This is a genomic window from Paractinoplanes pyxinae (genome assembly GCF_026626335.1).
Classification (GTDB): Bacteria; Actinomycetota; Actinomycetes; order Mycobacteriales; family Micromonosporaceae; genus Actinoplanes; species Actinoplanes pyxinae.
In genome coordinates, this window is record NZ_JAPNTZ010000002.1 from 350,445 (window position 1) to 364,141 (window position 13,697).

The window sequence follows — 13,697 nt, forward strand, 5'->3', positions numbered from 1 at the left end:
CGATGCGGATAGCCCTGTTCGCGACCTGCCTGGCCGACACGATGTTCCCGGCCGCGGCCAAGGCGACCGTCCAGCTGCTCGAACGGCTCGGCCACGAGGTCGTCTTCCCGCTCGAGCAGACCTGCTGCGGCCAGATGCACGTCAACACCGGCTATCAAAGTCAAGCCCTTCCCCTCGTACGTCGTTACGTGCGCACCTTCGAGCCGTGCGACGTGGTGGTGGCGCCCTCGGGCAGCTGTGTCGGCTCGATCCGGCACCAGCACGCGATGGTGGCGCGGCAGGCCGGCGACGAGGGGCTGGCCACCGCGGCCGAGGCGGTCGCGGGGCGCACGTACGAGCTCTCCGAGCTGCTGATCGACGTGCTCGGCGTGGAGGATGTCGGCGCGTATTACCCGCACCGCGTCACGTACCACCCGACCTGCCACTCGCTGCGCGTGCTGCGGGTGGGCGACCGGCCGCTGCGGCTGCTGCGGAACGTGCGCGGCCTCGACCTGGTCGAACTGCCCGCGGCCGAGCAGTGCTGCGGCTTCGGCGGCACGTTCGCGGTGAAGAACGCGGACACGTCGAGCGCGATGCTGGCCGACAAGATGCGGCACGTGCTCGAGACCGGGGCCGACGTCTGCACGGCGGGCGACGCCTCGTGCCTCATGCACATCGGCGGCGGGCTCTCGCGTTCGCGGGCCGGCGTGCGGACGGTTCACCTCGCCGAGATCCTGGCTTCCACAGCGGTGGCCGCATGAGCACCTTCCTCGGCATGCCGGCCCACGCGCCTCGCGGGGTGGGGAATCTGCGCGGCGACGAGCCGTTCCCCGCCGCGGCCCGCACGGCGCTGGCCAACCAGCAGCTGCGCCGCAACCTGCAACACGCCACGACGACCATCCGCGGCAAGTCGGGCCGGGTCATCGCCGAGGTGCCCGACTGGCAGGAGCTCCGGTCGGCCGGGTCGGCTCTCAAGACGTACACCATGGCGAATTTGCCCCGCCTGCTGGAACAGCTCGAAGAGAAGGTGACGGCCGCGGGCGGGGTCGTGCACTGGGCGGCCGACGCCGAGGAGGCCAACCGGATCGTCACCGGCCTGATTCGCGAGACCGGCGAACAGCGGGTCATCAAGATCAAGTCGATGGCGACCCAGGAGATCGGGCTCAACGAGGCGCTGGAAGCGGCCGGGATCGAGCCCGTCGAGACCGACCTGGCCGAACTGATCGTGCAACTGGGCCACGACAAGCCGTCGCACATCCTGGTGCCGGCCATCCACCGCAACCGGGCCGAGATCCGCGAGATCTTCCTGCGCGAGATGCCGGGCGTGGACCCGGATCTGACCGACAACCCGCCCGAACTGGCGGCGGCCGCGCGGCGCTATCTGCGCGAGACGTTCCTGTCGACGAAGGTGGCGGTGTCGGGGGCGAACTTCGGGATCGCCGAGACCGGGACGCTGGCCGTGGTCGAGTCGGAGGGCAACGGCCGCATGTGCCTGACCCTGCCGGACACGCTGATCACGGTGATGGGCATCGAGAAGGTGGTGCCCGCGTGGCAAGACCTCGAGGTGTTCCTGCAGTTGCTGCCGCGCGCGTCGACCGGGGAGCGGATGAACCCGTATACCTCGATGTGGACCGGTGTGACGCCGGGGGACGGGCCGCAGAACTTCCACCTGGTGCTGCTCGACAACGGGCGGACGGCCGTTCTGGCCGACGAGGTGGGGCGTTCGGCGCTGCACTGCATCCGGTGCTCGGCCTGCCTCAACGTGTGCCCGGTCTATGAGCGTACGGGTGGGCACGCGTACGGGTCGGTCTATCCGGGGCCGATCGGGGCAGTGCTGTCGCCGCAGCTGACCGGGGTCGAGGACAACGCCTCGCTGCCGTACGCGTCGTCGCTGTGCGGGGCATGCTTCGACGCCTGCCCGGTGAAGATCGACATCCCGTCGATCCTGGTGCACCTGCGGAATCAGGCGCCGCACCCGCGTACGGAAAAGGCGGCGATGGCCGCGGCGGCGTACACGATGGACCGGCCCCGGCTCTATCAACGCGCGCAGCGGGCCTTTAAGTTGGCGAAGCTGGTGGGCCGTCGAGGGAAAGGGTTGCCGCCGCCGCTCAACGGGTGGGCGGCCAGCCGTGACCTGCCGGCGCCGCCGGAGGAGTCGTTCCGCGATTGGTGGCGGGGACGATGAGTAGCCGAGATCTGGTCCTGGGCCGGATCCGCGAGGCATTGTCGGCACCGGACACCCAGCCGTCTTCCGTGCCGGACACCCGAGCCTCCTCCGCGCCGGGGCTCTCGCGTTCCGCGGCCGTGGACATCCCGCGCGACTATCGCCGCGGCCCGGCTCCCGTTGATCTCGACCTGCTGGTCGAGCGGCTGGTCGACTACAAGGCGGTCGTGCATCGCGGGTCGGACATTTCTGTTATAGCGCGGGAAATCATCGGCGACGGCACTCTTGTTGTTCCGCCCGGACTGCCCCCGGAGTGGATGCCGGCCGAACAGACCCGAGTGGACCACGGTCTCTCGGCCGCCGAAATCGCCGCGGCCGACGGCGTGCTCACCGCCGCCGCGGTCGCGATCGCCGAGACCGGCACGATCGTGCTCGACGCCTCGCCCGACCAGGGCCGGCGCATCCTCTCGCTCCTGCCCGACCTGCACATCTGCGTGCTGCGCCCGGAGCAGGTGGTCGCCTCGGTGCCCGAGGCCGTGGCCCGGCTCGACCCCGCACGCCCGCTGACCTGGATCAGCGGCCCGTCCGCGACCAGCGACATCGAGCTCAACCGGGTCGAGGGGGTGCACGGCCCCCGCAACCTGCACGTCATCCTCCAGGAGGCAGCATGATCCTCACTCCGAAACCACGCCGGAAGATCCGCATCGGACTCGTGGCGGGCGGGCTCGGCACGTACTGGCCGCAGTTCCCGCACCTGCTCCCGCAGCTCGAGGAGTCCGCCCGCTACGTCTCCGAGCGCTTCCAGGAGATGGACGCCGAGGTCACCGACGTCGGGTTCATCTCGGACGCGCAGGAGGGGGCGGCCGCCGCCGAGAAGCTGCGCCAGGCCGACTGCGACCTGATCGTGCTGTTCCTGACCACCTATCTGACCTCGTCGATGGTGCTGCCGATCGCCCAGCGCGCGAACAGCCCCGTACTGGTCATCGATCTGCAGCCGACCGAGAAGATGGACCACGCCACCTTCGAGACCGGCGCCTGGCTGGCCTATTGCGGGCAGTGCCCGGTGCCCGAGGTCGGCAACCTGTTCCGGCGGGCCGGCATCCCGTTCCGGTCGGTCACCGGCTGGCTGCGGCAGGAATCGGCGTGGGCGCGCATCTCGCAGTGGATCACCGCGGCCCGCGTACGCGCGGCTTTGCGCACGGCCCGGCACGGACTCATGGGTCACCTCTACCCGGGCATGCTCGACGTCTCGACCGACCTGACGCTGCTGCCCACGACCTTCGGCTCGCACGTCGAAGTGCTCGAGTTCGACGACTTGCGTGAGCGCACGCTGGCCGTCACCGACGACGAGGTGGCCGAGCGGATGGAGCTGGCCCGCAAGATCTTCGTGCTGGACGACTCGGTGAACGAGGACGACTTCGCGTGGGGCGCCCGGGTCTCGGTGGGCCTGGACCGGCTGGCCGACGACTTCGACCTCGACAGCCTGGCCTACTACCACCGCGGGCTGGCCGGCGAGCAGCACGAGCGGCTGGGCGCGGGCATGATCCTGGGCGCGTCGCTGCTGACCGCGCGCGGCATCCCGGCCACCGGCGAATACGAGTTGCGGACCACCGTGGCTCAGCTGGCCACCCAGGTCGCCGGGGCGGGCGGGTCTTTCTGTGAGATTCAGGCGCTGAACTTCACCGACAACGTGGTCGAGATGGGCCACGACGGGCCGGCCCACCTGGCCGTCAGCGCGAAGCAGCCGCTGCTGCGCGGGCTCGGCGTCTATCACGGCAAGCGGGGCTGGGGCGTGAGCGTCGAATTCGACGTGCGACCGGGGCCGGTGACCCTGCTCGGCCTGGGCCAGGACCGCGACGGCTCGCTGTCGTTCATCGCCGGCGAGGGCACCGTGGTCGATGGTCCGTTGCTGGCCATCGGCAACACCACGAGCCGGGTCGACTTCGGCCGCGACCCCGGCGAGTGGGTCGACGACTGGAGCGCTTCGGGCGTCGGCCACCACTGGTCACTCTCGCTCGGGCACCGCGCGGCCGACTACGAGGCGGCGGCCAGTCTGCTCGGTATCGAGTTCCGCCAGGTCTGATCCGGGGTAGTGACGGGTGGCATGACTATTGCCGTGACCACCCCAACCGGAAATGTCGGCTCCCGCGTCGTCCAGGTGCTCGTGCAGGCGGGCGTGCGGCCCCGGGTGCTCGTCCGAGACCCGGCCCGCCTGCCGGCCGAGGTGCTGCCGCTGGTCGAAGTGGCCCAGGGCGACCTGCTCGACCAGGGTTTCTTGACGGACGCGCTCAAGGGCGCCGAGTCCCTGTTCTGGGCCACTCCCGAGGCGTTCGACGTGCCCGACCCGCTGTACGACATGGTGGCGATGGGTGAGAACGCCGCGGCCGCCGTACGCGCGGCCGGGATCGCCCGCGTGCTGCAGATCAGCAGCGTCGGCGCCGAACTGCGGCAGGGCGCCGGGCTGATCGACGGGCTCGCCCGCAACGAGGAGCAGCTGGCCGCGACCGGAACCGACCTGCTCACGCTGCGCTGCGGCTACTACTTCACCAACCTCTTCGGCATGCTCGACAGTCTGCGCGAGGGCGTGCTGACCACCACGGCGCCGCCGTCGCGGCGCATGCCCTGGGTCGATCCGCGCGACATCGGCGAGGTGGCGGCGGCCCGGCTGCTGGCCGGCTGGTCCGGTTCCGCGGTCGAGGCGGTGCACGGGCCGGCCGACCTGAGCTGGGACGAGGCCGCTTCTGTTTTGGGCGCCGCGCTCGGGCGAGAGGTGTCGGCCGTTCAGATCACCGACGAGCAACTGCAGCAGGCCCTGATCGGCGCCGGGGTCAGCGAGGTGGCCGCGGCCGGCATCGCCGCGATGTCGACCGGCATCCCCGACGACTTCGTGCCCGAGCAGCCCCGGGATTTCCGCAGCTCGACACCGACCACGCTGGCCTCGTTCGCCTACGGGTCACTGCGCGGGGCACTGGAGAACTCCACAAAGGACTAGGCTGCGGCGATGGTGGATGAGACCCGGGTGCATTCCGCGCGCCGCTACAACTACTGGCTCGGCGGCAAGGACAACTTCGCCGTCGATCGTGAGTCGGGCGACCAGATCGCCGCGGTGTTCCCCACGATCCGCGTCACCGCACGAGAGAACCGCGGCTTCCTGCGCCGCGCGGTCACCCACCTCACCGCCGAGGCCGGCATCCGCCAGTTCCTCGACATCGGCACCGGCCTGCCCACGGCCGACAACACCCATGAGGTGGCCCAGCGCCTCGCCGGTGAGGCCCGGGTCGTCTACGTCGACAACGACCCGATGGTGCTCGCCCACGCCCGGGCCCTGCTCACCAGCACACCTGAGGGCCGTACGGCGTATCTCGAGGCTGACCTTCGCGAGCCCGAGAAGATCCTGGCCGATCCGGCCGTACGGGACGTGCTGGATTTCGACCGGCCCATCGCGCTCATGCTGATCGCCGTGCTGCACTTCATCGACGACACCGACGAGGCCCGCCGGATCGTGCGCACCCTGCTCGATGCGTTGCCCGCCGGCAGTTATCTCGTGCTCAGCCATGGCACCAGCGACTATGCCGACGCCGAGACGCACGCCCGGTTCGCCGCCATGGCCACCCGCGGCGCCATCGACGCCTGGCCCCGCACCCGCGACGAGGTGCGCTCGTTGGTCGACGGGCTCGACCTGCTCGAGCCGGGCATCGCGCCGGTCAACGAGTGGCGGGCCGAGGGCGAAGCCGGTCCGCGCCCGACCGCGGCCGAGGTCGCGGTCTACGGCTTAGTCGCCCGCAAGCCCTAAGATCGCTGCCGTGACCACACCGATGCGGGTGCCGCCGTCCGAACCCGAGCGGGAGCAGGCGGCCGAGTTGCTGCAGCGGGCGTGCGGCGACGGCCGCCTCACGCTCGAGGAGTTCAGCGTGCGGGTCGGCGCGGTCTGGGCCGCCTCCAGCTCCGACGAGCTGGCCCAGGCCACGGCGGGCCTGGCCCAGACCCCGATCGTGGGCTCGGCCCGCACTGTCGACAAGGTCGTCACCGTCTTCAGCGAGAACAAGCGCCGCGGCCGGTGGCGGCTGCGCGAGCCCCGGCTCAAGCTGTTCACGCTGTTCGGCTCGACCGAGCTCGACCTGCGCGAGGTGCTGACCGATCAGGACGTCATCGAGATCGCCGGCACCTGCACGTTCGGCGAGCTGAAGATCATCGTGCCCGAGGGCGTCGAGGTCGACGTGACCGGCACGGTCGCCTTCTCGTCGCGCAACCTGCACCTGGCCGCGGTGCCTCGCCTGCCCGGCACACCCGAGGTGCGGGTGCACGTGACCACGTGGTTCAGCAACGTCGAGGTCGTCTCCAAGCCGTACGCGCTGCCCCGCTAGCCGATGCCGACCCAGACCTCGTCCAGCATGCCCTGGAACTGGTCGTTGTCCGGGTAGGAACCCTTGCCGCCGATGCTGAACGGCAGACGGTTGCTCACCGACAGGTCGGCCGGCAACGTGGCCCGGCCGCGCGGCACCCCGTCGACCAGGATGGTCAGGCGGCCGCCGTCGCGGCGGCACTCCAGCGTGTGCCAGCGGTCGTCGGCCACCCCGACGCTGCTGATCGCGGCGTGGATCTCGCGCCGGCGGTCGTCCACCAGCACGCAGCTCGGCCGCCCGGCCAGGCCGTCGATCTGCAGCTTGTACTGGCTGCCGCTCGCCGAATAGCCCTTCTGCATGATGTTCTCGCCCTTGGTGGTCTGGTCGGCGGCGAGCCGCACCGAGGCGCCGTACCGCAGCGGCCGCACTCCGGGGTTGAGGTCGGTCGTCGTGGGCGCCCGCAGCGCGATGCGCGGGCACGGTTCGGCCCGACACGGCGGCGGAAAGACCAAGGCCTTCCCCTTGTCCCGGGTGACCAGCTTGAACGCGCCGCCGTGGCGGCTGACCGGGCTCAGGTCGTGCCCGTGCCCGGAGACGTCGGTCAGCGGGGCCGGCCCGTCGAAGTTGTAGCGGACCGTGTCGACCGGCGCCGTCGCGCCCGCGGCCAACAGCGCGGCCGCCAGCAGCGCTCGCATCATCCGAACGAGGCGTAGCGCCGCTGGGTCCGCCCTCCGATCGTGGTGAAGTCGCCGCCGGCCAGCACCGAGCCGCCCTTCACCACGAGAGTGCGGACGCCGGCCACGCCGTTCGCCTGCGGAGCCCAGTCGCTGAGCGAGCCGTCGCGTTCCACCGCGGCCAGCTTCACCCGGCGCACCGATCCGGCGTGGCACTCGCCGTTGTCGGCGTCGTCGCCGTTCGCGCAGGCCCGGTCGAAGTGGCCACCGACGTAAGCGACACCGTCCAGTACGGCGATGGCCTGGGCGTCGCCGTCGAAGACCCGGGTCCAGCGCTGGGCGCCGCTCGTCGTGAACTTCGCCGCTCGTCCGCCCGCGCCGCCCAGCGCCGCGTAGACACCGGAGTCGTCGACCGCGATCGCGTGCACCAGGGCCGGCGCGTCCGGGCGGAAGCCGGCGTCGTCCCGGCCGCTGGTCGCGTTGACCGCCGACAACCGGCGCGGGAAGCTGCCGCCGAGATAAACCCGATTTCCCCGTACGGCCAACGCGTTGACCACCCCGCCGGGCCGCGGGGTCCACGTGTCGTCGAGCTCGTCGTCCTCCAGCGAGAAGGCGGCCAGATTGCCGCGCCGCTCGCCGTCCACCCGGTTGAAGGTGCCGCCCGCGTACAGCCGGCCGTGACCGGTCGCCAGTGTGCGGACACTGCCGGCGATGCCGTGATCGAACGACCCCACCTCGGCGTCGCCCGCGTCGATACTGGCCAGCGAGCTGCGTTCCTCGCCGTTGATCTCGTCGAAGTCGCCGCCCACGTAGACCCGGCCCGGCACGACGGCCAGCGCGCGTACGGTGTCGTCGGCCGACGGCGCCCAGTCGAGCAGTTCACCGGTGCGACCCGAGTAGGCGGCCAGCCGGTTGCGGGTCACCGTGCGACCCTCGATCGTCATGCGCGTGAACGAGCCGCCGACATAGACCGTGTCGCCGCGGTGCGCGATCGCGTAGACCGACCCGTTGAAGGAAGGTCCCGACCGGTCCGCAGCCGAGCCGACAACCGCGAGCGCGGGCTGTGCGGTGACACCCACCGCGAGGGCCACGGCGGCGGCGACGGCCGCGCGGCGGACATGCTGAAGGATTCGCACGCCGTGTCAACGCGCCACGCAAGAGAAGGATGCGGCGCTTCGGGCACAGGCAGTGAGGCCTCAGGCGGTCCTGAAACCGCCCACTACCGCAACCTTTGCACCCCCGACGACGACTAGGGCCGGCCGAGCCGCCCCATCTCGTAGTCCCCGCATTCCGCCGTGATCTCGGCCGTCTCCTGGGCCGCGGCGACGAAGTCCTCGACCACGGGCGAGGCCGGCGAGGCGGCCACCGCGAGGCACACCTGGTCGGGTGCCAGATCGGGGACGGGCACGAAACTGACCTCCGGATGCGCGGCGAACACGGTCGCCGAGCGGGGCAGGAACGAGATCCCCCGCCCGGCCGCGACATGCTCCAGCGTCTCGTCCACCCCGCGCACGACGTACCCGGCGTCGGGGTGCGGGTGCCGGGTGAGCTGCAGGCTCGAGCCGACCGGCCGGAGCAGCGGCTCGCCGGCCAGGTCGGCCTGGGCGATCCGCTCCTTGCCGGCGAACCGGTGGGCGGCGGGGAGCGCCACGACTTGCGGCTCGGTGTACAGCGGGATGACCCGCAGACCGGACTCGTCGACGGGCAGCCGCACGTAGCCGACGTCGATGCGGCCGTCGAGCAGCATCGCGGCCTGCTCGTCGCCTTCGATCCGCTGGACGTCCACGACCACATCCGGGTGCCGCGCCTCGAAGGCCCGCACGGCCGGGGTGACCGGAATGCCGATGCGGAAGCCGACCATCAGCCGCCGGCCGCCGTGCGCGGCCGCGGCGGTCCGCCGGCGAACCGCATCCGCGGAGGCGAGCAACGGGACGGCGTCGGCCAGCAGCTGGCGGCCCGCGTCGGTCAGCGCCACGCTGCGGCGGTCACGGATGAACAGGGCGGTGCCGAGTTCGTGTTCCAGCGCGCGGATCTGCCGGCTGAGCACCGGTTGCGCGATGTGCAGCTCGTCGGCGGCGCGGCCGAAGTGCAGCCGGTCTGCCACGACGACGAAGTAGCGCAGTTTGCGCAGGTCCAGGTCCATCGGCGTCCCCCGGCCAGTGATGCCCCCAAGGTATCACCGCCGCTGAAAGAGGTCTTGGACAGTTATCGGGGTCAATGACAGCCTGAAATTATTCATTCCGAATGGCCATTCATTCAGCGGAGCAAAGCAGAAAGAGAAACGCATCTCATGAGCAGAATCACCATTGTCGGCACCGGAAACATGGCCCGGGCCATCGGCACGCTCGCCGTGGCGGGCGGCAACACCGTCGAGGTCATGGGACGCGATCAGACGAAAGCCGACCAGTTGGCCAAGGCGCTGGGCGGCGGCACGACCACTGGCACGTGGGGCGCCGCCCCGGCCGGGGACATCGTCATTCTGGCCCTGTTGTACGCCGGTGTCGTTCCGGTCGTCGCCGAATTCGGGGAAGCGCTCGCGGGCAAGGTCATCGTCGACATCAGCAACCCGTTCAACGCCACCTTCGACGGGCTGGCCCACGGCGATCAGACGTCCGTCGCGCAGGAGGCCGCCAAGGTCGCGCCGGCCGGCACCGCCGTGGTGAAGGCTTTCAACACCATCTTCCGCAACGTGCTCGAGAACGGCCGGCCCGACGTCTTCCTGGCCGGCGACGACGCGCCGGCCAAGGCGCGCGTGGCAACGTTCGTCGAAAGCCTGGGCCTGCGCCCGCGCGACGTCGGCGGCCTGCGCATGGCGCACTGGCTGGAGGGAATGGGCCTGGTCACGGTGGCCCTGGCGAACAACGGGGTCGGCCACTGGGACTTCGCGCTGGGCGTCAGCGAATTCAACTGAGCTCCGGCTCGGCGAACCAGGCCGGGGCGTCGGCAGCGAGGGCGAGTTCGAGGCAGCGCGCCTGGTGTGGGGGCAGGGCGGGCACCTCGGCCGGGTTGAACCAGGCCACCTCGACCGACTCGTCGTCGTTGACGTGGGCTTCGCCGGCGGTGGGGCGGCACAGCAGGCCGATGCAGAGCCAGTGAATCTGGTCGCCGTTGGGAGCGGTGGAGAGGGGCAGGGCCTCGACGGCCAGCAGGCGTTCGACGGTGACGTGGAGGCCGGTCTCTTCCCAGACCTCGCGGGCGGCGCCGGTGGCCGGTTGTTCGCCGGGCTCGAGGCAGCCGGTGGTGAGGGCCCACTCGTGGGTGTCGGAGCGGCGGACCAGCAGGACGCGGTCGCGGTTGTCGAGCACGACCGCCACCACTCCGGGGAGGGGAAGCGGGTCGTGCCCGATCTTGGACCGCAGGGCGACGACGAAGTCGGGGATCGGCACGCCGCCATCCTTGCCGGGCGGCGCAACCGGTTCGTCAGTCGGGGATGTTGCGCCTTCGGAGGCCGGCGATGCCGACCGCGGTCAGCGCGGCCGCGATGAGCGTCAGGGTCACCAGCGGAGTGGCTGAGGCTTCGCCGCCCGGTAGGTGGGGGACGTGGGTGAAGGGGCTGATGTCGAGGAACCACTGGTCGAGTTGCAGGGTCTGGCCGACCAGCAGGATCAGCAGGCACACGGCCGGTGCGGCCCACGCCACCGCGGAGAGGCGGGGGAGCAGGCCGAACGTGAGCACGGCCAGCGCGGCCAGCACCCAGACGGCCGGGAGCTGCACGAGCGTGCCGGCCAGGATCGCGCCGAAGTCGCCTGCGGGATAGGCCAGGGCGGTGGCCACTCCGGCCGCCGTCAGCACCACGGCCGGGCCCAGCAACGAGAAGAACAGGTGAGTGCCGGCCCAGGTGTAGCGGGAGACGGCCGTGCTCAGCACAGCCTCGGCGTTGCCGGTCTGCTCCTCGTCGCGCAGGCGCAGGGTGGCCTGGACGGCGTAGCAGGCGGCGATCAGGCCGACTATCCCGGCCGTACCGGCGAAGTAGCTGTCGACCAGGGCGTCCGAGCCGCCCAGGCGGGCGAAGATGTCGCTCAGGCCCTGGTTGTCGGAGGCGATGTCGACCACGCTGCCGCCGACCCCGCCGAAGATGAGGCCGAGCAGGGCGAAACCGACCGTCCAGCCGAGCAGCAGGCCGCGGTGCAGGCGCCAGGCCAGGGCGAACGGCGAACCGAAGGACGCCGAGGCCGGACCCAATCGGGCCGGCAGCAGCCCGGCCCCGAAGTCGCGCCGGGTGAGCAGGACGGCTGCCACTGATGCGGCCACCAGGGTGAACAGGATGGTGAGGACCGCCGGCCACCAGTTGTTCACGCCGTACGGGAAAAGGTGTTGAACCCACCCGAGCGGTGACAGCCAGGACAGCCACGAGAGCGAGCCGTCGCCGATGGCCGAGACGTCGCCGCCGACGCGGAGCACAAAGGACACTCCGAGCGCGACGATGGCGATCGAGCGGGCACTGCGGGCGCTGCTGGTGAGCTGGGCGGTGATCGCGCCGACGCCGGCGAACGCGCAGCCGGCCAACGCCATCTCGGCCCCGAACGCCACCGAACCCTCGGCCGGCATGCCCTGACCGAGCATCGCCGCTGTGAGCACAGCCCCGAGCAGCAGGCTGGCGGCGCACGTGGTGATCAGCGCGGCCGCCAGCGGCGCGTGCCGGCCGATCGACGCCGCCCCGATCAGCTCGGTGCGGCCCACCTCTTCGTCGGTGCGGGTGTGCCGTACGACCGTGAGCAGCGCACACAACGCGACCAGCACCGGCAGGAAGCCGGCCCGCCAGGCCACCAGCTCGCCCAGCGACGAGCCGTGCAGCGGTCCGTAGAGCGTCACGAACCCGGCGTTGCTCGCGCTGACCTGCGCGTATTCGACCCGGTCGGCCTCGGTCGGGAACAGCCCCTCGAACGAGGCCACGTAACCGGCCGGCACCAGACCGAGCAGCACCGCCCACAGCGGCAGAATGCTCCGGTCGCGGCGCAGGATCAGCCGGATGAGCTTCCCGGTGCCGGTCACCGGTCGGCCCTCTGATACTGCCGCAGGAACAGCTCCTCCAGCGAGGGCGGCTGGCTGACCAGGCTGCGCACGCCGACCTGCACGAGTTTTTGCAGGGCCGGCTCGAGCGCGTCGGTGTCGACGTCGAAACGGACGCGGTCGTGGTCGAGCTGGAAGTCGTGCACGCCGGTCAGCGTGGCCAGGCCGTCGGGCGGCCCGGCCAGTTGGGCCTGAATTGTCGTACGGGTCAGGTGGCGCATGTCGGTGAGCGTGCCCGTCTCGACCGTGCGCCCGTCGCGGATGATCGTCAGCCGGTCGCACAGCGCCTCGACCTCGGCCAGGATGTGGCTGGACAGCAACACCGTACGGTCGCCGCGCCGCTTCTCTTCCAGGATGACCTGGCGGAACACTTCTTCCATGAGCGGGTCGAGCCCGGAGGTCGGCTCGTCCAGGATCAGCAGCTCCACATCGGAGGCCAGCGCCGCGATCAGCGCCACCTTCTGCCGGTTGCCCTTGGAGTAGGTGCGGCCCTTCTTGCGCGGGTCGAGCTGGAAGCGCTCCAGCAACTCCGCCTTGCGCTGCCCGGAGAGGCCACCGCGGAGCCGCCCGAGCAGGTCGATCACCTCGCCGCCGGTCAGCGTGGGCCACAGCGTGACGTCGCCCGGCACGTACGCGAGCCGCTTGTGCAGGGCGGTCGCCTCGCTCCAGGGGTCGCCGCCGAGCAGGGTGACCCGGCCGCCGTTGTGCCGCATCAGGCCCAGCAGGATGCGGATGGCCGTGGTCTTGCCGGCCCCGTTGGGACCGAGGAACCCGTGTACCTCGCCGGTCGCGACATGCAGGTCGAGCCCGTCCAGGGCGGTGACCTTGCCGAACCGTTTGACGAGCCCCGTCGCGTCGATGGCCTCGGTCATGATGCTTCCTCTCCGGCCGACAGCCGGTCGAGAGCGGCGCGCGCCTGCGCGGCCTGCTCTTCAGTGATGAGGGGTTGGGAGAACAGGTCGAGGGTCGCCTGCAGCATGCGACCCCACGTGGCCGGCTCGGTGACATCGCTACCCAGCGCACGCGACATGAGGTCACGCATCGTGAACAGCGACATCTTCATGACGGCGACCACCGCCACGAACGCCTCGGGATCGGCGACCTTGAGATCGGTGGTGGCGAGCCACTGGTGCCCGTATTCCAGCATGCGGTCGAACATGGCGGCGCCGGTCGGCGAGCCGTCCATGGTGGAGCGGATCAGATAGCGCTGCAGCAGCTGGATGCGGGGAGTGAGCCCGTCGAGGGTGTTGAACTCGGTGAACTGGCCGCCGATCTTGGTCAGCTCGCTCAACGCCCACTCGTCGCAGGCGTCGCGCAGGCCCTCTTTGGAGCCGAAGTGGTGGCGCAGCAGGCCGGAAGAGACGTCGGCCGCTTGCGCGATGTCGCGGATCGTAGCGCCGTCGATGCCACGCTCCGCGAACAGCAAAATCGCGGCGTCACGGATACGAGCTCGGGCGGTCAGATCGCTACTCACGTGTGTAGCTTACTACACGTCTGTGTAGCGGAAAGGGCAAAGCGAGATCAACA

General features: G+C 70.9%; 15 protein-coding genes. 8 read left to right on the forward strand and 7 right to left on the reverse strand.

All coding sequences use genetic code 11. From position 1 onward, the window contains the following. Window positions 1-2 precede the first annotated feature (2 nt). From OWR29_RS06325 to OWR29_RS06355, 7 genes are read left to right on the forward strand one after another with little or no spacing between them, the layout of a single operon-like run. The gene (locus tag OWR29_RS06325) at window positions 3-740 is read left to right on the forward strand and encodes a (Fe-S)-binding protein (RefSeq protein WP_267561559.1); all 738 of its coding nucleotides are present in this window, start codon (window positions 3-5) and stop codon (window positions 738-740) included. Beyond that, on the forward strand, window positions 737-2,164 hold the full coding sequence (locus tag OWR29_RS06330) for a LutB/LldF family L-lactate oxidation iron-sulfur protein (protein WP_267561560.1): 1,428 nt from the start codon (window positions 737-739) through the stop codon (window positions 2,162-2,164). Before OWR29_RS06325 ends, OWR29_RS06330 begins: the two co-directional genes overlap by 4 nt. Continuing rightward, complete coding sequence (locus OWR29_RS06335) at window positions 2,161-2,814, forward strand: LutC/YkgG family protein (protein ID WP_267561561.1); 654 nt, start codon at window positions 2,161-2,163, stop codon at window positions 2,812-2,814. The genes OWR29_RS06330 and OWR29_RS06335 overlap by 4 nt, the downstream gene beginning before the upstream one ends. Further along, window positions 2,811-4,226 (forward strand): L-fucose/L-arabinose isomerase family protein, encoded by a 1,416-nt coding sequence (locus OWR29_RS06340; RefSeq protein ID WP_267561562.1) that lies wholly within the window; start codon window positions 2,811-2,813, stop codon window positions 4,224-4,226. The genes OWR29_RS06335 and OWR29_RS06340 overlap by 4 nt, the downstream gene beginning before the upstream one ends. 21 nt (window positions 4,227-4,247) lie before the next feature. Next, complete coding sequence (locus OWR29_RS06345; protein WP_267561563.1) at window positions 4,248-5,135, forward strand: NmrA family NAD(P)-binding protein; 888 nt, start codon at window positions 4,248-4,250, stop codon at window positions 5,133-5,135. A gap of 9 nt (window positions 5,136-5,144) precedes the next feature. Beyond that, window positions 5,145-5,936 (forward strand): SAM-dependent methyltransferase, encoded by a 792-nt coding sequence (locus tag OWR29_RS06350; protein WP_267561564.1) that lies wholly within the window; start codon window positions 5,145-5,147, stop codon window positions 5,934-5,936. Between the two features lie 10 nt (window positions 5,937-5,946). Further along, window positions 5,947-6,507, forward strand: a complete 561-nt coding sequence (locus OWR29_RS06355; protein ID WP_267561565.1) for a DUF1707 SHOCT-like domain-containing protein — start codon at window positions 5,947-5,949, stop codon at window positions 6,505-6,507. On the opposite strand, the gene OWR29_RS06360 is transcribed toward OWR29_RS06355, so the two are convergent. The 3 genes from OWR29_RS06360 to OWR29_RS06370 form a co-directional block, all read right to left on the reverse strand. Beyond that, entirely contained in the window at window positions 6,504-7,184 is a 681-nt protein-coding gene (locus tag OWR29_RS06360) for a LamG-like jellyroll fold domain-containing protein (protein ID WP_267561566.1), read from the reverse strand. The two genes, OWR29_RS06355 and OWR29_RS06360, sit on opposite strands and share 4 nt — an antisense overlap. Beyond that, complete coding sequence (locus OWR29_RS06365) at window positions 7,181-8,296, reverse strand: hypothetical protein (protein ID WP_267561567.1); 1,116 nt, start codon at window positions 8,294-8,296, stop codon at window positions 7,181-7,183. Before OWR29_RS06365 ends, OWR29_RS06360 begins: the two co-directional genes overlap by 4 nt. A gap of 113 nt (window positions 8,297-8,409) precedes the next feature. After that, window positions 8,410-9,303, reverse strand: coding sequence for a LysR family transcriptional regulator (locus tag OWR29_RS06370; RefSeq protein ID WP_267561568.1), 894 nt, complete (start codon window positions 9,301-9,303; stop codon window positions 8,410-8,412). Window positions 9,304-9,450: 147 nt separating this feature from the next. On the opposite strand from OWR29_RS06370, the gene OWR29_RS06375 reads away from it, so the two are divergent. Then, the gene (locus OWR29_RS06375) at window positions 9,451-10,071 is read left to right on the forward strand and encodes an NADPH-dependent F420 reductase (RefSeq protein ID WP_267561570.1); all 621 of its coding nucleotides are present in this window, start codon (window positions 9,451-9,453) and stop codon (window positions 10,069-10,071) included. On the opposite strand, the gene OWR29_RS06380 is transcribed toward OWR29_RS06375, so the two are convergent. From OWR29_RS06380 to OWR29_RS48000, 4 genes are read right to left on the reverse strand one after another with little or no spacing between them, the layout of a single operon-like run. Then, complete coding sequence (locus tag OWR29_RS06380) at window positions 10,064-10,546, reverse strand: NUDIX hydrolase (RefSeq protein WP_267561571.1); 483 nt, start codon at window positions 10,544-10,546, stop codon at window positions 10,064-10,066. The genes OWR29_RS06375 and OWR29_RS06380 overlap by 8 nt on opposite strands. A gap of 34 nt (window positions 10,547-10,580) precedes the next feature. Further along, the gene (locus OWR29_RS06385) at window positions 10,581-12,152 is read right to left on the reverse strand and encodes an ABC transporter permease (RefSeq protein WP_267561572.1); all 1,572 of its coding nucleotides are present in this window, start codon (window positions 12,150-12,152) and stop codon (window positions 10,581-10,583) included. Further along, the gene (locus OWR29_RS06390; RefSeq protein ID WP_267561573.1) at window positions 12,149-13,042 is read right to left on the reverse strand and encodes an ABC transporter ATP-binding protein; all 894 of its coding nucleotides are present in this window, start codon (window positions 13,040-13,042) and stop codon (window positions 12,149-12,151) included. The genes OWR29_RS06385 and OWR29_RS06390 overlap by 4 nt, the downstream gene beginning before the upstream one ends. After that, window positions 13,039-13,644 carry a TetR/AcrR family transcriptional regulator gene (locus tag OWR29_RS48000; RefSeq protein ID WP_324291221.1) on the reverse strand — a complete coding sequence of 202 codons (606 nt, stop codon included), beginning with the start codon at window positions 13,642-13,644 and terminating at the stop codon, window positions 13,039-13,041. Before OWR29_RS48000 ends, OWR29_RS06390 begins: the two co-directional genes overlap by 4 nt. Window positions 13,645-13,697 lie beyond the last annotated feature (53 nt).